The following is a 21,126-nucleotide window of genomic DNA, read 5'->3' as shown; positions in this document are numbered from 1 at the left end:
CCACGTCGCTTGGCAGTCGTCTCGTCGGGGATGACGACTGCGGGTTTCGACGAGACAAGAGACCTGTACCCATCACAGGTCTGTCAGAATTGGAAATGGATGGTAGCAATCTCACCATCGTACTGAACAATATTATGAGAATAAAAGAAGATAGACGAAGGTTTCTCAATTTATTTCGAGATCTCCTGCCATTTATTCACGATATAAATGTGGAAAGGGCAGTAGATAAATCCATATTCTTCAGGCTACATGAAAAATATGCTGAGGAGGATGGATTACCAGCTTTTTTGATTTCTGATGGCACTGTCAATATTATAGCTTTAATCATCGCGCTCTACTTCCAACAGAAACAGGCAGTCATTATAGAAGAACCTGAAAGGAATGTCCATCCTTACTTAATCTCAAGAGTGATGGACATGTTCAGGGAGGCATCAAAAAATAGGCAGATACTGGCAACAACTCATAATCCAGAAATGGTTAAACAGGCGGATTTGGAGAATATCTTGCTCATAACGAGAGACGATGAAGGATTTTCCAGAATAACAAAGCCAGCGGATAGTGATGAAATCAAAATCTTCTTGAAAAATGAAATAGGAATTGACGATCTATTTATCCAGAACTTGTTGGAGGTATAGGTTGGCGTATCGGAGGCTCTTTATTTTAGTAGAAGGAGATGACGATGAACGATTCTTTGATCGCTTAATCAGACCCATATATGAACATATTTATGATTATGTTCAGCATTGGAAGTATAGTCAGCAAAAATTAGAAAAGGTAAATGGTTTCCTGAATAGTATCAATTCTATACCGCACGCCGATTACATTTTTGTAGCGGACATGGACGAATCCCCCTGCGTGACAGCCAAGAAAGAGCGGATTACATCCCAGTTTGAGAAGCTATCAGAGGATCGAATTTTGGTCGTGTGTCGGGAAATAGAAAGCTGGTATCTCGCAGGTCTAAATGATGATTCTTGTAGTGAAATTGATATACGAACAATTAAGAACACGGATCGTATTTCAAAAGAACAGTTTAACCGTATGATGCCAGAGAAATTCGTTTCAAGAATAGATTTTATGCAAGAGATTATGAAGTTATTTGATCTAGAAACGGCATCGACAAAGAATACCTCTTTTGAGTATTTTATGCGGAAGTACAAAGAGGAACGCGATAAACGCAATAAACAACCCCGGTGATACTACTACCGGAGTTGTTGTTTAATATTGAAATATTGCGATTTACCACAGATGCACATATACGGCGGGGCGCACCTTTTGGCCCGCTGTGCCAGCAGACAAAAGAGAATCTGCATAAGCCGCGTCATTCACCATGCGCTCTCGGCTGCCCCCCTTTAGAAACAGATGCAAATGCCGATCGGGTTCTGCAACCAGATCATTTACTGTCTTGCGAAACTCGCCCGGTCCCAAACTGCGTGTTGCAGATCGCCCATCTTCCGAAAACGACAGCCCTCTGGAAGTATATAAAATCACCACATCTCCTGGTTCGGGATCGTGGTGATAGACGCGCCACACGGGCTGTGAAACATTTAAAATCATAATCCCCAGACACAGCATCAGCATCATAATGCCCAGGAACAACTCCTTGCTCACATCGTGTGCTTCGGCCTCGGCCACCGCGCGCTGTAAAAAACGTCGTCTCACTCTCTTTTCTCCCCCTCGCGCATATCCAACCATTTGCGTTCCAGATCAGACATGCGATTCAACAACATATCGTAGCCCTTTCGAAGCGGCAAATAGGCCAGCAAGGCGACGAGCGTTGTCTGAAATGCCAGCACCAATCCACCTGCCATATCGCGCAACACCTTAAACGTCTCGGTCGCCTCATCCAGTCGGGTCAATTCTTCGGCCATCAGCAAAATACCGCACACAGTGCCCAAATACCCATAAAACGGAATGCGACTCAAAGCCCGCTGCCCGGACAACAACCGCTCGCCAAACACAGCGAGTAACTCATCTACAGCCTCGTCATCGCGCGCTTTTAAGTCCGCATAATTCTCGCGGCTCTGGCGAAATTTATCCACCTGCTCCTGGCGCAATGCAGTCAAATTACCTGTATCCGCACCTTCTGCACCCAATCGCCGCCAAAAATGAATAAACGCGACCAGATGCGCTGCCGAACTGCCCAAAACGAGCACATAAGCCGAACGCCCCGTCCACTCGACCCAACTCGCGGCTGCTGGTGCAAAAAAATAAAAATAAATACCAATACTCGCCACGCCAGCACCGCTCAATCCACCTATTATCGCACCAGGCCAATTGGACTCGGACAGGCCAAATTGCTTTTCGTAACGACAAATAGCACTTAAGCGTTGCATTAAAATCAATGCCCCTGCTATAGCACACACAACCCAAAAAAGAACCAGTGATAACGATTCAGACCAGTGTAATCCGTACATCAGCTATTTTCTCCCATCAACGATTGCCAGCGTATGGCCACATACAACACATAAATTCCCACTATCAGTGTGGGCAACAACAATCCCAACCGCGTAGCCTGACTCGACTGCCCACCCCCACCACCGCGTCTCATCCCCTGCGGCTGCACCTGGGCATTGACGCCCTCATCTTTTGTTTCACTCTTCATCCCACCGCGTTCTTCAGGCGGGCGATACGCCTGCTCGCGACTACCGCGGTCACTCGCGGTGGGAACAGCATCACCCGTAGTCGCAGTTACAGCACCTTCTCCTTTTAACGCGCGGCGGTCTGGATAAATCAACTGCTGCTGCACCGCCGGTAATTTCTCCGACCAGGACCGAACATTTTCTGCCACCGGCACCGACACCTTTTCTGTCAAAGGCGCGGCTTTTCCCAGTGTCAGCGATGGAGAACGGGCGTGTTCCCGATTGTAACGCGGCACACTCAGGCCGCCCTCACGCGCTAAATCTGCTCTTAATTTTTCTCGTCGAGCCTGCAAAATAGCGAGTTGTTGGGCAAAGGTGTGATAATCCATCGCCTGTTGCCGCGCAGCCATTGGTCTTGTGGATGCGGTTTTTGCAAGCGCGCGATCAATCGCACCGCGGTCAAAAGTGATAGCCATATCTACAAATCCAAACATGCGCATGCCCCAAATTGGTTGCGCACCGGGAATATCTGGCATCGGATGGGCATAAATAATTTCCGTTGCCCGTCCTCCTGAAGTCTCCCATGTCCCATTGGAAACCACAATAGGGTACAACCTTCCAGCACCATCTTTCAGGTATAACCCCCCCAAAAAACCACTCTCTACCCTATCCGTATCCCAGCACCGCACGCGCAGGCGATTCTGCCCTTGAAAATACAAATCCGGAACAGTCACTTCCACAGGTGTCAACCGGGTCTCACCCACGGGAAAATCATTGAGCCAAACCCGCGCTTCGTCATCCGCCCAAAAAATCATCACAGCCGTCATCCCCTCGGGCAATACCCGCTCGGGACGCGCCTCGGGGAGTTTCTTCAGCACCTCGGCATCTGCCTTCTGCATCATCCGCACGAGACTATCTACGGCAGCGGACACATCGTTGTATTCTCGTCGAACTGTCAACACATCCCTCTCTATCGCCTCCGCATAACCGCTTGCAAACAGCAATAGAATCACAACGACCAGCATTTTCTCAATAATCCGCAAAAGAACTGTCATCTTCATGCCAGAACATCCCGCGCAGGCGATAAGATTCATCGCGCAAAGCCTCGAGCGCATCATCGTCCATATCCACACCCAAACCCGGCTCGGTTGGCAATTCAATAAAACCATCTCGAAAAATTAGAGGCGTCTTAAACAAACCTTCTCCACGGTTATGGCCGCCCTCGCAAATCAACAAATTTGGAATCGTTGCCATCACATGCACCGACGCTGCTACCCCCACAGGCCCTGCCGCGTTATGCGGTGCAATCGCCATATTGTGAATCTCTGCCATCCCCGCGATCTTTTTCAATTCCAACATACCCCCACAATGGCGAATATCCGGTTGCAAAATCGCGCACATCTCTCGCTCGATAAGTTCGCGAAATCCCCATCGCGTCAAATGTCGTTCGCCCGTGGCAATAGGCACGGTCGTACCCCGGGACAACGCCAATAACGCCTCGTTATTTTCCGGATGACACGGCTCCTCCGCAAACAGAGGACGCAGCGGCTCCAACTCCTTCACCAGAATCGCAGCCATCGTCGGACTCAATCGCCGATGCAAATCTACCGCAATATCGACCGAATAGCCCACAGCTTCGCGCACCGCAGCAACGCGCGAAACCATAAAATCTATTTTCTCTGGCGTATCGACAAATCTCACAGGACTCGGCGAAGCCCCCATCTTCACAGCGCGAAAGCCCTCTGCCACCTTCTGGCTCGCATTCTCCGCGCATTCTTCTGGCGTCGTCCCGCCCGTCCCTGTGTACACGCGAATGCGATCGCGAACTTTCCCACCCAAAAGTTTCCAGACAGGCAACCCAACCATCTTGCCAAACACATCCCACATCGCCATCTCAATCCCACTCAGCGCACCGACCAGCACCGGCATACTCCGGCTATAACTCGAGCGATACATCGCCTGCCAGTGATCCTCAATATTCAGCGGATCTTTGCCCACCAGGTACTCGGCCATATCCTCTACAGCCTGCGCCACCACGCGCCAATGCTCGTAATTCATCGGCTCGCCATACCCCACCAATCCCTCATCCGTAAACATCTTCAAAATCATCGCCCGACCCCGAATGGGAATCGTCTCAAACCCCGTAATTTTCATGACAAAACCTTTTGGAACCACAGATAAACGCCGATAGACACAGATGGTTACATCTTTATCCTTCCGAAAATGAGTGATCATTATCCAACGTTGTACCCTCTTTATCGGTGTTCATCTGTGTTCATCTGTGGTTGCTTTGTGCCTTTTGAATAATCTCTGCAATCTCCCCCGCAAACCGAATCTGACTATCATCCTCTGGCGCGTATCCCACCACGCGCCTTGCATTGTCGATATTCCAGAACCGATGCGTATTTCCGCTGATACCAAAAAACACCTGAAACGGCACCCCATTTTCGTCTTCAATATTCTCTGTCTCAATACTCTTGATCACCAGTTGCGACAAATCTCGCGCACTCAAATACGCCCCCAATTCCCGGTGCAACTGCTTCAAATCATCCGCCGACTGCCCTTCCATAATGGTATCCCGGGGCGCGCCAATGCGGATATGAACACTCTCCAACCGCTTGCCATTGGTCGCATTGCCCGTTGCAAACACAAAAGCCAGATGCTCGTACGACGACTTTGCCCAACCGTAAAAATTATCGGACAAAGGTAGCATATCAGTCGTGGCAAAATCCAATCGGTCAGACCAGATCAACCGCTCGTAAAAATCGCACGCGTGATTTGAACTCATCACCACAATGCGTTTCACACCCTCTTCGACACATGTCTGGTACACATTGTAGCACATCCGAACATTATCGGACTCCTTCCAATAATCCGTGTGTTGCCAATCTACAGTCCCCTTAAACCCGCTGTGTACCACAGCATCGGCACCTTGAAAATGGGCCCGATACGCATCCCGATCCGGATTTTCCAAATCCACAACTTGCACGCCTTCAACTTCATCACCCTCGCGGTTGGTCGTCTTCACATCCAGCAATGCCAGATCGTACCGCTCGCGCAATGCCGGCAACATCCGCCCCGCCACATAGCCCGACGCACCTGTTAGAACAACCTTCTTTTTTCCCATATCGCATTCCTTTATGCAGCCTGATAAACAACCTGCCCCCGCACCACCGTTGCCACCACATCCAATTTCTCCTGTCCCTCTTCCCAGCGGAACAGCGACAGACTCGCCTCTTTACCGACATCCACAGACCCCACGCGGTCTTCTATCCCCAACAAACGCGCCGGATTAATCGACGTCATTTCAATAGCATCGGATAGCGAAGCGTCTGTAAACCGCACGGCATTGGGAATGCCACTGTCCAGAAACAAACCCGCACCCGCCAGATAAGGCGTTCCCGCCAGCGAAATTTTGCCATTGGCGTGCAACTCGCTCTGTCCCAACCCACTCTCGCTGCCGTAAATACCCGGCGACAAGCCAGCGATAGATGCCACATCGCTCACCAGACACAGGCGTTCTTTACCTTTTGCGCGATAAAAACTCTTCAACACCGCAGGCGGCAGGTGAAACCCGTCCGGAATAATCCCTGCCCACAACGCATCTGCCGCGAGTTGTTCCCATATATAATTGGGATGGCGCGGCAACTCGGCATGCGCGCCATTGCCCAGATGGGTTGACATTTGGGCACCAGCGGCAACCGCCTCCTGGATGCGCTCGGGACTCGCACCCGAATGACCAATTGAAACAATAACACCCGTTGCAGCCACCTTCTCAATAAATTCCAATGCGCCGTCTCGCTCTGGCGCAAGCGTAAAAATCGCAATGCGCCCACCAGCTGCCTCCTGATACCGCTGAAATTCATCCCAATCTGGATCGCGCACATGCGCCAGAGGGTGTGCCCCGCGGGGACCATCTTCAGACGCGATATAAGGCCCCTCAACGTGAAACCCGACAAAAGACGCACGCGCGACTTCTGATTCCTCACATGCCTTTGCCAACAGTTCCAAACCGTGAACCGCATCTTCCTCAGATGAAGTCGTCACCGTGGGACACCACAAACCCGTACCCGTCCTGTGCATCCACGCTGCCGTCTCCACAATTTTCTCCACCGTCAAATCTTTGGCTTTATAGTTGATCCCACCCACACCATTGACCTGCACATCAAAAATCGCCGGTGCAATCCACACATCATCTCCACCAATTGCATCACCCTCTCCCCCGCGATGAATAGCCGCGATCTGCTCGCCATCTGTTTGCACGGTTACGACCTGTGACGTATCGACCAATTTGCCTCTAAAATTCATAGTCTTATCTCCTTTCTGCGCGCTAAACTACGCGATTTTCTGTACTTAATCAATAGCGAATCCATCTGCCCACAATTCATTTGTCCATTACCTCAGGTCCTCTTATCTTGCATACACACCCAAAAATAAACGACTAATATGACCCGATCTCAAACCATTGGCCTCATCCTCGGTCCCGCGCTGGCTCTATTTATTTTCGTCTTCCCCAGTGACCTCGGCATATCTGCCCGCCTGGCACTCGCCTTCACCGCGCTCACCGTTATTTTCTGGACCTTTGAACCCATCCCCATTTCCTACACCGCCATCTTCATCCTCACAGTCTTTCCGCTTCTCGACATCCTCTCCTTTGAAACCACATTCCAGGGCTTTTCCGGTAAAGCTGTCTGGCTCGTCTTTGCCGGAATGGCATTGAGCCTCGGCATTACCGAAACCCCCCTGGGAGCGCGAATGGCCCAAAGCGTACTCGGCCGCCTGAGTGGATACCGGCAACTCGTCTTTGGCCTGCATATCCTGGGCCTCACAATGGCACTGTTGATCCCCTCTGGCGTCGTGCGCGTCCTCATCTTGATGCCAATGGTCGTATCTCTACTCAAAACCCTCGGTGAAGCCCCTAACTCAAAAGTCAGTGCCAGTCTCGTCCTCTCGCTAACCTGCGCCACGTATTACGGCGGCACGGGCATACTGACGGCCAGCGTGCCCAATCTGGTCATTCTCGGCGTACTCGAATCGCGCGATATCACAGTCTATTGGAGCGAATGGGCCTATTATCTCTTTCCCATCATCGGCCTCCTGCGCGTCTTCCTGCTCTACGGCCTTATCCGCTTGCTATTTCGCCCCTCGCGGGAACCCGACCTCTCGGGACATTCCGCCATCGCCGATGTTCCCGCCCACATGACCGGTCCCGAAAAAAAAATACTCGGCATTCTCATCGCAGGTGTTCTCCTGTGGACGACCGATATTATACACGGCATTCACCCGGTCTATATCGGCCTGGGCCTCGTCCTCCTCTGCTACCTGCCCGGCTGGGGTCCCTTGCCCTTTGACACCATCAAAAAAATCAATTTTCCCCTTCTCATATTCATCTCCGCAGTTTTTGCCATTGGTCACGCCCTCGAACAATCTGGCCTCAACCGCGCCCTCGCGTCCGTATTCATACACCATCTCCAAACGGTCGAAACCCCCATTGCCCAACTCGCTCTCATAGCGTATCTGGCCGTGCCATTTGATTTTTTAATGGACACCGCTGCGGTTGGCGGCGTACTCGCCCCTTTCCTGCTCGACCTCGGACCTCAACTCGGCCTGTCGCCCCTATCCATCGCCCTCAGTCTGGCAATCGGCACGGGCGTGGTTTTCATCCCCTATCAGGGCGCGCCATTTATTGTCGCATACAGCTTTCGCTATGCCCAAATGGGACAATTCGTACTCGTAATGTCGCTGATTTCTCTGGTAACGCTCATCGCGCTGCTTCCACTGACCCTGTTATACTGGCGTATAATTGGATTTATTTGACCCATCGCCGTACAACCCCTTCTATACTTGACAAATACACCCACACACAGTTTAATATTTCCAGTGCTATCACCCGATTTTCATTCAGGAGTACAAAAATGACCCAAACCATTGATGGAGAACGCGCCCTTGCCTGGGGTGCGGTAGAAGCGGGTGTCGGCGTTGTAACCGGGTATCCCGGTTCGCCCGGCACAAACACATTTAACGCCATGGCCGAAATGGCCAAAGACCACGGACACCACGCCGAATGGTGTATCAATGAACGCATTGCCCTGGATATGGCTGCCGGTGCATCACAGGGCGGCAAGCGCGCGCTCGTATGTCTCAAAAGCGTGGGCATGAACGTCGCGCTCGATACCCTGATGGTACTCAACATGACCGGTGTACACGCCGGACTCGTCATTGTCATGGGCGATGACCCCGGCGCCTGGGGATCGCAAAACGAGCAAGATACACGCACCCTTGGACCCCTGGCCGAACTTCCAATGCTCGAACCCGCCACACCAGGGGAAGGCCGCGACATGATAAAATGGGCTTTCGAATACTCAGAAAGCCTGCAATCCATCGTGATATTGCGCCTGACCAGAAGTTATAGCGTCAGCACGCAGGCCCTTTCCGACTTCCGCCCCATAGCGCAACACCCCATCCACGAACCCGACCGCGAGCCAATGAGCTGGATATCGGCACTTCGCACAACCGAAGGCAACCACACAGAATTACACGAAAAAATCGCGCGCGCCACCGCACAATTTAGCGACCTGCCCTTCAATCGCATAGATGGCAATGGAAAGAAGGGCATCATCGCCTGTGGCCTGGTACATACTAAACTCCTCGACGCACTCGACGGAGCCGACACATCTGACCTCTCCATCCTCAAACTCAGTGCCCTGTACCCCCTTCCGCAAAAACTCATCGCGGACTTTCTCGCAAAATGTAGCGATGTACTGGTCGTTGAAGAAGTCGATCCCTATGTTGAAGACGCCATCAAAGCCATTGGTTACGACGCCGGTTTTACGCCGCCAATCCTGGGCAAACGCACGGGACATCTCACCAGCGTGGGTGAACTCTTCCGCTGGCAAATACAAAACGCACTCGACGACTATCTCCCGGGTTTCTCGCCAACCACGCGCTACACCGAAGAAAATTGGGAAAGCGAAAAACCCTTTCGCAAAAATCACTGCGCTGGCTGCCCCTTCACGGAAATCCTTACTGCACTACGCGAAGAAGCCAATGCCCTCAACCAAAACCCCTTTATATCTGCCGACCCGGGCTGCGTGGTAATGGCCGCTCCCATGCTCGACACCAAACTCTCGATGGGATCCGCCATTGGCGTGGCCTGTGGCCTGAGCAAAACGGATATTGCCGAACGCACCATTGCGATATGTGGCGACTCCGCCTTTTATCACGGCGGCATCAATGCCCTCGTCCATGCGCGCGCCACAGGTGCGACACCCATTGTTATGGTACTCGACAATGGCGGTTCGCTCACCACTGGCGGACAAACCACCCCCGATCAGGGCGTTCAAATAAACGGCGAAGCCGGACCGCAAGTCACCATGCGCGACCTCGCCCTTGCCTGTGGTGCATCGCGAGTCCGCGAAGTACAGGAACAAGACACCGACGACCAGATGCGCGCTGTATTCCGAGACGCCCTTCAGGATCCCACCCTCAACCTCGTCATCGTGCGAAAGCCGTGCCGAGAAGTATAATTAAACGCCATTAATACCAACTCAAACGTCCCTGTTTCTACCAATGAAACAGGGACGTTTTGTTTGCACTGTTTTGATGGTACTATCTAAAGATTCAGAAGTTTAGCAGCCGTGCGGTATTTAATACCTTCGAGCGTCTCTTCATCGACGGGCAGGATCGCGAGTTTTACGAGAGCTGGACCAGCATAGGAGATGGGCAAATGCGTACCAAAAAGAATATGATTCGCACCGCCTTCCTCAATTAAATATCCCAGATCCTTCATCCCATTGGTACTTTTGTGCAAACCATAGTGAATTTCGGCCAGCGAAAGATCGAAGTACCAGTTCAAATCGCGCAGGTCCTCTCGCATCCAGAGCGGTGACCGCGCGAGCGGACGGGCATTCGGTATAATAATCGCGGCATCGGGTACAGCCGTAATCAAATTGGCGAGTTGTGCCAGATCAAGACTCTGGCCCGGATCCATCCAGTGATGCTGACGAATATCTTCGAGTCTATGCGGAATAAAAACCGGAAGATTGCACTGAGCGCATGCTTGAACAACGCTTCGGCTCTCAGCACCATCGGTCTGGTAATTGTGATATTGTGGAAAAAGGCGAATCCCCCTCATACCGAGATCAATACAGGACGTCAAATCATCTTCCCAATGCGGCGACAGAGGATTAATGGTACCAACTGGAATAAGGCGATCGCCATGTGGTTTAACATCGCGGGCGAGCCGTTCATTCGCCGATTGCGGATGCCTGTGAAATGCGGCTTCGATATAAGAGACAACGGCTTTGTCAATACCCGACTGGTCGAGACGTGCGACCAGCGCATCGGGTGTATTATCCCGCAGAGAACGAAAAGGCCATGTGCCGAGCCAGGCATTTACATCTATGAGCATTTGTTTGTTTTCTTCCTTTAACTGGTACGAGGTTCTGTAGGCGTAGCCCCCTGTTGCGCGAGAATGCGTTCGGCATTGGTCCAAAAAATGTGTTCGCGCTCATCCTCGGTGAGATCTGCATCGAGAACTTTGCCCACCGAGCCAGCCATCGTGCCATCGGTGCCAAAAAGCACGCGCTCGACACCGAGTTCTGAAACCGCGTATTCGACCTGGCCATCGTCCAGGTTGCTACCCGACACATCGATATAAACATTGGGAGACGCCTGGCGCATTTCGCGCACCGTGTGTTCCCAATCGCCTCCGCCCCCGATATGGGCGTGAATGAGAATCGCATCGGGATATTTTTCGCTGGCTTCGCTAAAATGGATACCGTGTGAAATGAGCGGCTGGCTTGCGCGGTGTTCGGGAACGGGGTATCCGGCGTGCTGAAGAATGGGCACGCGGCGTTCGCTCGCCAATTCGAGAATGGGGTGTAAGACAGGATCGTTGATGCGGTACTGATTGTAGAGCTTAATGCCGATCATGCCCGCGTCAAGACAGCGCTCGGCTTCGTCTATGGCACCTTGAAAATGACCGGGAATGACAAAACACCAGCCGCGAACGCGTTTGGGATGGCGCGCCATCGCGCTCAGAATAGTATTATTGTGAGGATACACATCCTCAACAGGAGCCAGAATGCCCTGCTGGATAATAGAGGAACACCAGTATTCGGTAATGCCGAGCATATCACCCGAAGCAACGAGATGATCAGCCGACTGCTCCCACCCATCCATAAGCCAGATATGGCAGTGCATGTCAATTTTGGGACGGCGAATGCCGGATTCAATATCTAAGGTCATGATTAGCTCTACCAGTTATTGTAGATTTGCGATGGACAATTTACGCAGTTCTGGATGATCGGTCAAGACAACAAACAACGCGATCTAAAAATAGTGCGCCCAAACCTTCTGCACCCCCGCGATCGTCTGATCGATATCTTCGTCGGTATAGCGTTCATTCACGGGAAGACGCAGACAAGTGGCTTGCAGAGTATCGACATTGGGGCAGTCGTCGGGATTGTACGCAGTATTTTGCCAGAATATCGGAATATCATCCGTTAAAGGATAGTACTTGCGTTTTTGAATCATTTCCGTGCGGAGAATATTCTTCACTGCGGACATACTCGTATTGATGGAAATGCCCTCGGCGCGAAAAATAGCAACGAGTTCATCCCGCGTTGGCGTGCTACCCGTATAGCGAATGGCAAGCGGCCACCACGACGGGTGGGCTTTATCGGCAATTTTCGGAAAATCGAGATGAGGCAGGTCGCCGAGTTCGGCATAGTATCGCCTAACAATCTGATCGCGGCGGGCAACGAGATACTCGAGCTTGTGGAGTTGCGCAATAGCGACAGCGGCTTGCAAGCAGGTCGGACGCAAATTAGTACCAAAAAAAGGAATGGGTTGCACGCCGCGTTCGAGTTTCTGACCCCTCAAATAGGTTTTGTCGCGGAAAAGACGGGCGATTTCAGCGGTCTCATCGTCATTGGTCGTGACAAAACCGCCATCGCCAGTGGAAATCTGCTTGGATTCATTCATGGAAAATCCCGCGGCGTGTCCAATCGCACCAACAAATCGCCCCCGATAAGTCGCGCCGTGAGCCTGCGCGCAATCTTCGAGAATTTTGACCCCCGTCTCCTCGCTAATCTCCAGAAACGTATCCATATCACAGGGCATACCGGCCATGTGGACAGTAATAATAACCCTGGTCTTATCGGTAATTTTCTCGCGCACCTTTTGAGGATCGAGCAGGCGGGTTGACAAATCGATATCAGAAAAAATCGGGATAGCGTGCAGTGCAAGAATAGCCGCAGTCGTACCAAAATCCGTCATAGACGTGGTAATAACCTCATCACCTTCAGACACACCCAGCGCGGCAAGAGCCGTTTGCAGTGCAACCGTGCCAGATGTCACCATAATCGCGTGTTTAACATCGAACGCGCGACAGACTTCAGCTTCAAAATCCGCGACTTTCCCATCCGGCCCCATCAGTTTACCCGAATCGAGAACCTCGAGCAACAATTCGCGTTCTTCACCGGTGTATTTATTCGGTTGATTATACGGAACGGTCTTGGCCTTTGCGCCCCCGTTAATAGCGAGTTCATCCATCGTGCATATCTCCTGATTCAGTTACGCCGAGTGAGGCGTGGATCTGAACAAATTTCCACTGATCATCTTCTTTTTCGAGAACACCCGTCAAACGCATAGCCAATTGTTCGCGCTGGCCCTGCCATTTGAGATTCCAGGTCTGACGCGTGTAAAACCATGCGATAGTATCGCGCTCTTGAACATCGAGATAATCGCATGTAATGGTAAAATCCTCAGTACTATCCACATGATGACGATAGTACCCGGGTATATTTTCATCACCCTGGATATATTCGTTTTCATCTGTACCTATCTTGATATAATAGGGCGCGCGGGACATCAGACCGATCAATCTTCGGGCGTCTCCCGCAGTAAGCGCGTCAAAATAGGCGTGTACAGTTTTACGTGCATCCATATCTAAAACGTGCCGGGCCAGGGATACGCATTCGACCCCGCATTGGCATCAATCGGGCCTTCGGGCAGAGTATCTTGCCATGCGAGCACCCGATCCGCCATTTCCGCGACGCGCTCTGGCATATATTCTGCGCGATTGTTGAGTTCCATCGGATCTCGCGGAATATTGAAAAGCTCGACGCGACTGCGATCGGGATTCAAAAGCAATTTCCAATCGCCTTCGCGGACAGAAAGCATGGGGCTTTTGTGCAAACAATGCCCGGCAATATTGAACCGCCATTCCCACATAAGCGGCTTTTTCCTCATAACACTACGACCGCGCAGTGCATCGGTCATATCTTCCCCGTCGAGCACCAGACCATCGATATCAACACCCGCCAAATTGCAAAAAGTGGGCAAAAAATCGACCGCGCAAAACGGCGTATCATTATCAATGCGACCGGCAGAAACGCCATTGGGCCAGCGAATAATAAAAGGCGTACGCACACCGCCTTCGTACAAGCTGCGTTTGTGACCGCGAAAAGGACCGGAAGAACCGACACCGCTATGCGTGGCATTGCGAATATGGATATCTTCGGGACCATTGTCCGCAGAAAAAATGACAATGGTATTATCGCTCAAATTCAATTCGTCGAGTTTATCCATCAGCCGGCCAATGTGGCGGTCTGCATTGGTGACAACCGAGTAGTAAATCCGCAACGCGCCCTTGTGTTTGTCTTCCAAACCATTCGCCGTGAACTGCTTGTAAGGCTCCATCTGTTCTTCAGTCGGATCGAGAATCGCATGGGTATCATTGAGCCATGCCTGAACAAAAAAAGGCTCGTCTTTATTGCGCTCAATAAAACCAATTGTTTCATCAATAATCACCTCTGTAGAGCGGCTGCGGCCCTCGCCAGTCTGCAAATCGGTAAAATTGAGCAACGGGCCATTTCCCACATTGATTTTACTCTCGTCAATACCGTAATCATAAGGCGCGGGCGCGCCCGCGCCGCTACCGAGATGCCACTTGCCAAAGTGCCCCACCGCGTACCCGCTTTGTTGTAACAGACCCGTCACTGTAACCGCATCGGGATCGAGAAAATTGGGCATACCCCGTGCCGCGTTTTGCTCGTGCTGTGCAAAATGCCCGTGTATGCCCCAGTGCGCCGGAAAACGCCCGGTCATAACAGCGGCTCGGCTTGGGGAACAAACTCCAGAGCAAACGTAGAACTGAGAAAAAAGAGCACCCTGTGCGGCAAGGCGGTCCAGATTTGGCGTCCTGGCATGAGGATGTCCGTAACAACTCAAATCGCCCCAGCCCCAGTCATCGGCGAATACAAAAACAATATTGGGTCGGCTCATAAAAGCTCCTTTTCACAAAACCAGAAGAACGGCAAGAACAGCGATCCCCACACCGGCAATAGCGGGTCGGGGGAGGCGTTCTTTCCAGTAGAAATGGGCGAAGAGGTTATCCAGCACAACAACGCTACATCCCAATGTCGGAAAAAAAAGCGTGCCTGGCAACTTGCTTAATGCGGTCATAATGACGCAAAGCGCCAGAACATTGTAAAGACCAATAAAAATGCCGAGTTTGACCGCAGGTCCTTGTGGTCGGTGTTTTTTCAGGGCAATGACAACACCACCTATCAGTCCAGCGGTTGCTCCGATGAACATCAAGACATGTAAATAGACGGGATCGAGACCATTGTAGTGAACAGATCGCAAGCACGTATGGCTTATGCCCTGGCAGAGACAAACCGCGATGAGCAAACCAAATGCTTTTATTCCTCTGATCTGCGCGGTTCTGCCCGGATGAGAAGTCATAAGTGCCAGCGCACTGAGCGCGAGAAGCAGCCCCACAAACTGCGTTGGGGCCATGGACTCACCCCAGAGATAAATGCCCAATACAATAGGCATGACAATGGACATTCGGAAAGCCGTAACAACAGAACCGATGGGCGCGAGGGTAAGCGCGTGATTCATCAGCAACATAGAACTGATAAAAACCGTACCAGTACCCAACCCCGTGTAAAGGGCAAGTGCGGGAAATGTCCACGCATCGGTAACAAAGAGATAAATGGCAATTGCGAGAGCCAAGACGAGGTAGTTTACAGAAACAACTACTGGCGCGTAACAGCCGCGTCTTTGTCCCAGCTTGAAAAGCTGAACAAAACCGAAGTCGAGGATAATAGAAAAAAAGAGCCAGTGCATAAAGATAATTAGTGATCTCGGCTTTTATTCCTATGACGATATGGATAGGTTAAACGACTTTCGTCCGCAATTTATCCCCGATGGGGTGATGGTGCAAGTTATAATTCAAATAACGCTTGCCTTACCCAGTTCGATTTCAGTATTACTCACCATAAATAAAGAGTATATTGAACTGATTCAGCCAAAAACCCGGTCATTCCCCGTCAAGGATGTTGTGCTATGCTTCAAATAGGCCAAGCCGCCGTCGGCATCACACCGCCTTTGGGCACGCACCTGGCCGGAAGCGGCATGGGAGAACACCGCCCTGCTCAAAAAATCCTTGATCCACTTTACGCCAAAGTGATGGTCGCCCAGGCAAAAGACGCGAAATTGTGTATCATCACGTTAGACACGTTGGCGGTTACTTTGCCCTACACCCGGGCCATTCGAGAAAGCGCTGCCGCGCTGGGCTTTGAACCCCACGCCGTGATGGTGCATTCATTGCAGAATCACTCGGCGCCGAGTTGCGGCGCCCTCATGCTCGACCCGGATTTCCCGCTTGACCTGAGAGCTAATCAGGAGCACATCACCGGTAGTGAAGCCGCTTATACGAAGCAGGCCGTCGCCGGCGCGACCCGCGCGATCCAGGAAGCGAACGATGCGTTAACGCCAGTGCAGGTCGCCATGGGGCAGGCCGTTCGCGACGACCTGGCCTTTAATCGGCGTGGCGTGATGCGCGGCGGCAATATCTGCATGCCGTGGCCCTTCACCAGTGACGCCAAACCCCTGGGGCCGACAGACATCGTTTACATGGAAGGCCCTGCCGACCCACAGGTGGGTGTGTGGTGCGCGCAATCGGCCGCGGGTGATGTGGCCGCGATGCTGCTGCACTTTACCTGTCATCCGGTCAACGTATTTGCTCGGGAAAAAAATACCGTCTGCGCCGACTGGCCCGGCGCGTGGAGCGCAAAAGTCAAAGACCAAAACAGTCTGATGTGCCCGCCCCTGGTCATCAACGGATGTTGTGGCAACGTCAATCCCTGGCCCGCCTTTACGCCCAACTTCACGCCTGACCATGTGCGCATGGGGAATGAATTGGCGGACACCACACAGGCCGTCATCGAATCGCTGAGCTTTGCAGACGTTGATTCGATCGATTGGCGTTTGAAAAAAATCCCTCTGGCGTATCGCGATATTCCCAACGATCGGCAAGACCAGGTCAACCGCATTCTGGCCGAACACCCAACGCTGAAACTACAAGACAACGGCGAAGTAGATCCCACATGGTTTCATGCCGCATCGACGAAAAGCATCGAGCTTTGCCGAAATCGCGAGCCGCAATTCATGTATGAAATCCAGGTCTTCCGCATCGGCGACATGGCTATCATTTCTCTGCCCGGCGAGCCGTTCGTGGAAGGTCAATTGGAGATTAAGACCAGGTCGCCTGCGAAGCTCACCTTCATCGCTCACATGTCCACGCAATACGTCGGCTACCTCCCCACGCGCGACGCCTGCACAAGATCGGGGCACGAAACCAATGCCAACTGCACCTACTGGGCCAAGTTTGCGCCGGACTCGTTGGAGCGCATCGTTGAAGCGACGTTGGCAATACTGACGGAATTATTCGAAAATGACTGAGCAGAGATCGATGGGCACAAAGAGGAGGTGATAGATGCCCCTGAGCAACGACTTCATCGAGCAGTTCGCCACACCTGGGGACGACTACCGTCCGCACATCATGTGGTTCTGGAACGCCCCGCTTGAGGAAGACGAGGTGCGCCGACAGGTACGGGACTTCAGGGACGCAGGCATCCTCAATTTCTACATCCACCCCATGTACGGTTTCCCGGTCGATTACCTGTCCGAGGAAATGTTCGAGGCCATCGGCTGGGCTGTCGATGAGGCCAGGAAGCACGGCATGCGCTTCTGGATCTATGACGAATACAACTGGCCCAGCGGCGCCGCAGGCGGGTACCTGATCCGCGACAACCCTGATCGTCGCATGCTCGTGGTGACGAGCGACGATCAGGCATCGGAGCATGGACCCCAGGACGATCACGCTGCATGGCAATGCGTGGACGAATCGGGCAAAGCGACCGTCTTTCACGAGACGCCACAGAATGGGGTGTGCCCTTTTGCGCAGTGGTCGCCCTTCTGCTGGGGGCAAGAGGGCTACGGCGATGTTTCCGACCCGGAGACGGTACGGGCATTCATCGAGCTCACTCATGAAGCCTACCGTAGCCGTTTCCCCGGAGAGCTGGGCAAGACGATTGCCGGCCTCTTTACGGATGAGGTGTCGTACTGCCTGGCCGGCTCCTACGGCGAGTCCGAGCGCCCTCTCCCCTGGACTCATGGCATGCGCGAAACGTTTCTTGAGCGCCATGGCTATGACGTCGCGGCGCACCTCCCGAGCTTGCTGGCGAACGTGGGAGATTACCGGAGAATCAGGTGCGACTACTGGCACTACCTGACCGGCCGCCTGGAGAGCGCCTACTACCGGCAGTGCGCGGAGTGGTGCCGAGAGCATGGGCTAACGCTCACGGGACACCTTTCGGGGGAGGAGCTTTTCCGCCACAACATTCTCTTCTTCGGAGATTTCTACCGGTGCCTCCGCTGGCTCGACATCCCCGGGATCGACGCCATCTTTCCTCGACTGAACCACGAGGCCGACCACTTCATGGTCGCCGCTAAGAGCGGGGGGTCCGCCATCCGCCAGCTCGGACGCGACCGACTGCTCTGCGAAACCTACACGGGCAGCGGCTGGGAACTCACGCCCGAGCAGATGAAGATCATCTTCGACAAGCTCGCCCTGGGCGGTGTCAACCTCCTGCAGTACATGGGCGCCTACTACTCAATCGCCGGCATGCGCAAGGTGCTGCCGGGCGGGTATCCACCCTCACACGGCCACCAGAATCCGTTCTGGCCGTTCTATCGGACGTTCGGCGACTATGTCGCGCGTATCTGCCAAACGCTGGCTCTGTCACGGTCCACCGGGAAGGTCGCCGTACTGCACCCGATCACCACAGCGTTCTGTGAGTGGGCGGGTAGTGCGGAAGACCTGGCCCGGGGAGTCCCGGGACCGCCTACCTTCGAGGCGATGCAGCAAGCCTTCCTTGCTGTGACAAACCTGCTCCTGGAACTCGGGGTCGACTACGACTACCTCTTCGAGGACGTCCTGGCTTCTGCGAACGTGGACCATGGGACCGTTCTGACCGCCGAGGCTGAGTATGAACTGCTGATCTTACCAAACGTCACTTGCCTGACTCGGAAGATCGCAGAGAAGCTGGCAGGTTTCCTGGAAGCCGGGGGACGCACGGTCTTCGTCAACAGCGTACCCGGCTGGGCGGAAGGCGATCCCGCGCTCCTCAAACGAGTGACCGATCATCTCTCGGCGCTGCCGGACAACGAGGGGCGTGAAGCGGCCGCCGCACTCCAGGAGGGGACGGGCACACATCTCTTCGGCCGGGATCGCGTGACCTGGATCGTGAGCAACGACCTGCCACCCGACGCCCGGGACCCGCTGAGGAATGCCCTCGATGCCGTCATTCCACGCGAATTCCGGGCCCTGCCCGAGATGCCGTCCTCCGTGCGGGCAAGTCGGCGGGTGTTCGACGGCGAGCCGCTGCTGTTCCTCTACAACCAGGGAACGGAGCGCGTGTCCGTGCCCTTGCCTGCCGACGTCAACACAGTCCTCGATCCCGAAACAGGGGACGCCGGGAGTATCGACGCGAACGTTGACCTGGCTCCGTTCCAGACGCTTATTGCAGCCCGGACCGACGGGCCGGTCTGCGCCAGCCGGGGACCGGAGCAGAGCTGGACGCAAGAGCTGGTGTTGGGCGAGGCCGAGTTCTCACTCCTCGAGGCGAATTTACTGGCCGCCGCCTGGCAGGTCCGGACGTCCGACGCCGAGGAGTGGCAGTACCTTGACGGACTGCACTTCCCCGCCACATGTGCGGTTCAGCCCGGCGACGAGTATGAGCTCAAGTGGACCTTCCGAATCGAGGAAGGTGCGGAGCCGGTCGAGATCGTGACCGAGGATCTGACCGAAGCGTTTCATCTCGAGCTCAACGAACATCCGCTCACCGACTTCGAGCGGGCGCGGATCTGGGATTGGCGCAACCTGCGGGCAGACATCCGTGCTCTGGTCGTGCCGGGCGAGAATGTGGTCACGTTCCGGAGCCGCACACCCGGATGGGATGGGCCTCACACGCCGCCACTCACAGCGATCCGTGGCGATTTCTGCGTGGACGACGGGTGCCTGGTCAAGACACGAGGGCGTCTCGGCCCCGGGTCATGGGCTGAGGCGGGCTTTCCAAACTACACAGGCACAGCCCGGTACCACTGGCGATGCGAGTTGCCGCCACTGGGGAGCCGCGTCTGGGCTCATGCAGAGGAGGTCGCCGCAGTGGCAGCACTGATTGTCAACGGGCATCGTCTCGCACCGCGCCTCTGGCGCCCCTACACGTTCGACCTTACCGATCTCGTGCTGCCGGGGCCGAACGAGATCGAGTTAGAGGTCACGAGTTGCGCGGCGAACCTATTGGGTTTGAACCAGCCTGAGCTCTTCTTGAAAGGGAAAGCCGCGACGGCCCGACGGGAACGCCAGGCCGCCGGGCTGCTGACGCCCGTGTCCATCAGGTGGTGAAGACGGTCCCGAGGATATAGCTGAGCCCGAATCAGGAGGCTGAAAATGATATCACCGCCATCATCTCATATCGGCATCGATATCGGCGGAACATTTACCGACATTGCTGTCTTGGGCAGTGACGGTTCGCTCGCTGTCCGGAAGGTCCTTTCCACGCCGGAGGACTACGCCCGGGGTATCATTCAGGGGCTTCGCGGATTGATTGAAGATCGCCGGATTTCAGAGGTTTCCATTGAGAGAATCGCACATGCCACGACTGTTGCCACAAATGCGATCCTGGAAGGCAAGGGAGTCCGGACGGCCCTGATCACAACAAAAGGTTTCCGAGACGTTCTCGAGATGCGACGGATTCGGATCCCCGAGCTTTACAACCTTTTTTACAGCCCGCCCAGTCCTCTTGTTCCACGCCGCCTGCGATTCGAATTGGATGAACGAATGGACTCTCGCGGCGGGGTGCGGGAACCTCTCCAGCAGGTGTCCCTGGAAAATGTCCTGAACACCGTGCAGCAGCAGGAGATCGAAGCACTGGCGATCTGTCTGCTCCATTCCTACGCCAACCCGGAGCACGAACTCCGGGCGGTCGCCGCGGCCCGGGAGTCGCTTCCCGATGTATTTGTCACCGCCTCCTGCGAGGTCCTTCCTGAAATCCGCGAATATGAGCGTACGAGCACGACAGTGATTAATGCCTACCTCGGGCCGGTCGTGCAGCGATATCTGAATTCCCTGAGCGAACAACTCCAGTCAATGGGCATTCGCGCGCCGCTGGAGGTTCTGCATTCAGGG

At 53.7% G+C, this 21,126-nt stretch carries 19 protein-coding genes; 7 read left to right on the top strand and 12 right to left on the bottom strand.

Annotated elements, in window-relative coordinates:
• Together OXH16_22830 and OXH16_22825 are read left to right on the top strand one after the other, a co-directional pair.
• Window positions 1-635: AAA family ATPase (locus OXH16_22830; GenBank protein MCY3684240.1), on the top strand; the 635-nt coding region annotated here is incomplete at its 5' end.
• 1 nt (window position 636) lies between these two features.
• A complete protein-coding gene (locus OXH16_22825; protein ID MCY3684239.1) occupies window positions 637-1,194 on the top strand; it encodes a hypothetical protein in 558 nt (185 codons plus the stop codon).
• 42 nt (window positions 1,195-1,236) lie between these two features.
• Here OXH16_22825 and OXH16_22820 read toward each other — a convergent pair whose 3' ends face one another.
• From OXH16_22820 to OXH16_22795, 6 genes are all read right to left on the bottom strand, one after another.
• Window positions 1,237-1,659: a hypothetical protein gene (locus OXH16_22820; protein ID MCY3684238.1), complete on the bottom strand. Its 423-nt coding sequence runs from the start codon at window positions 1,657-1,659 to the stop codon at window positions 1,237-1,239.
• Window positions 1,656-2,333: a MotA/TolQ/ExbB proton channel family protein gene (locus OXH16_22815; GenBank protein MCY3684237.1), complete on the bottom strand. Its 678-nt coding sequence runs from the start codon at window positions 2,331-2,333 to the stop codon at window positions 1,656-1,658. The genes OXH16_22820 and OXH16_22815 overlap by 4 nt, the downstream gene beginning before the upstream one ends.
• Before the next feature lie 80 nt (window positions 2,334-2,413).
• Window positions 2,414-3,640, bottom strand: coding sequence for a hypothetical protein (locus OXH16_22810; GenBank protein MCY3684236.1), 1,227 nt, complete (start codon window positions 3,638-3,640; stop codon window positions 2,414-2,416).
• Complete coding sequence (dgoD, locus tag OXH16_22805; GenBank protein ID MCY3684235.1) at window positions 3,609-4,733, bottom strand: galactonate dehydratase; 1,125 nt, start codon at window positions 4,731-4,733, stop codon at window positions 3,609-3,611. The genes OXH16_22810 and dgoD overlap by 32 nt, the downstream gene beginning before the upstream one ends.
• 121 nt (window positions 4,734-4,854) lie before the next feature.
• Entirely contained in the window at window positions 4,855-5,706 is an 852-nt protein-coding gene (locus OXH16_22800) for an NAD(P)-dependent oxidoreductase (protein MCY3684234.1), read from the bottom strand.
• An 11-nt stretch (window positions 5,707-5,717) separates the two neighbouring features.
• Entirely contained in the window at window positions 5,718-6,887 is a 1,170-nt protein-coding gene (locus OXH16_22795; GenBank protein ID MCY3684233.1) for an amidohydrolase family protein, read from the bottom strand.
• Window positions 6,888-7,025: 138 nt separating this feature from the next.
• Between OXH16_22795 and OXH16_22790 the strand changes: the two genes are divergently transcribed.
• Complete coding sequence (locus OXH16_22790; GenBank protein MCY3684232.1) at window positions 7,026-8,396, top strand: SLC13 family permease; 1,371 nt, start codon at window positions 7,026-7,028, stop codon at window positions 8,394-8,396.
• Window positions 8,397-8,494: 98 nt separating this feature from the next.
• On the top strand, window positions 8,495-10,105 hold the full coding sequence (locus OXH16_22785; protein MCY3684231.1) for a thiamine pyrophosphate-dependent enzyme: 1,611 nt from the start codon (window positions 8,495-8,497) through the stop codon (window positions 10,103-10,105).
• An 86-nt stretch (window positions 10,106-10,191) separates the two neighbouring features.
• Here OXH16_22785 and OXH16_22780 read toward each other — a convergent pair whose 3' ends face one another.
• The 6 genes from OXH16_22780 to OXH16_22755 all read right to left on the bottom strand — a co-directional run bounded on the left by OXH16_22780 (window position 10,192) and on the right by OXH16_22755 (window position 15,719).
• The gene (locus OXH16_22780) at window positions 10,192-10,989 is read right to left on the bottom strand and encodes an amidohydrolase family protein (protein MCY3684230.1); all 798 of its coding nucleotides are present in this window, start codon (window positions 10,987-10,989) and stop codon (window positions 10,192-10,194) included.
• Between the two features lie 17 nt (window positions 10,990-11,006).
• Window positions 11,007-11,828, bottom strand: coding sequence for an amidohydrolase family protein (locus OXH16_22775; protein MCY3684229.1), 822 nt, complete (start codon window positions 11,826-11,828; stop codon window positions 11,007-11,009).
• Window positions 11,829-11,912: 84 nt separating this feature from the next.
• Window positions 11,913-13,136, bottom strand: a complete 1,224-nt coding sequence (locus tag OXH16_22770) for a DegT/DnrJ/EryC1/StrS family aminotransferase (GenBank protein MCY3684228.1) — start codon at window positions 13,134-13,136, stop codon at window positions 11,913-11,915.
• Window positions 13,129-13,530, bottom strand: a complete 402-nt coding sequence (locus tag OXH16_22765; GenBank protein ID MCY3684227.1) for a nuclear transport factor 2 family protein — start codon at window positions 13,528-13,530, stop codon at window positions 13,129-13,131. The genes OXH16_22770 and OXH16_22765 overlap by 8 nt, the downstream gene beginning before the upstream one ends.
• Window positions 13,531-13,532: 2 nt before the next feature.
• Entirely contained in the window at window positions 13,533-14,870 is a 1,338-nt protein-coding gene (locus OXH16_22760) for a sulfatase-like hydrolase/transferase (GenBank protein MCY3684226.1), read from the bottom strand.
• A 12-nt stretch (window positions 14,871-14,882) separates the two neighbouring features.
• Complete coding sequence (locus OXH16_22755) at window positions 14,883-15,719, bottom strand: hypothetical protein (protein ID MCY3684225.1); 837 nt, start codon at window positions 15,717-15,719, stop codon at window positions 14,883-14,885.
• A 219-nt stretch (window positions 15,720-15,938) separates the two neighbouring features.
• Between OXH16_22755 and OXH16_22750 the strand changes: the two genes are divergently transcribed.
• The 3 genes from OXH16_22750 to OXH16_22740 all read left to right on the top strand — a co-directional run.
• A complete protein-coding gene (locus OXH16_22750; GenBank protein MCY3684224.1) occupies window positions 15,939-17,336 on the top strand; it encodes a hypothetical protein in 1,398 nt (465 codons plus the stop codon).
• Between the two features lie 34 nt (window positions 17,337-17,370).
• Window positions 17,371-20,343, top strand: a complete 2,973-nt coding sequence (locus OXH16_22745; protein ID MCY3684223.1) for a glycosyl hydrolase — start codon at window positions 17,371-17,373, stop codon at window positions 20,341-20,343.
• Window positions 20,344-20,388: 45 nt separating this feature from the next.
• A partial coding sequence (locus OXH16_22740) for a hydantoinase/oxoprolinase family protein (protein ID MCY3684222.1) occupies window positions 20,389-21,126 on the top strand: 738 nt, incomplete at its 3' end.

This window comes from Gemmatimonadota bacterium (assembly GCA_026705765.1).
In the GTDB taxonomy this organism is placed as follows: domain Bacteria; phylum Latescibacterota; class UBA2968; order UBA2968; family UBA2968; genus VXRD01.
This window is presented reverse-complemented; position numbering and strand designations above follow the sequence as displayed.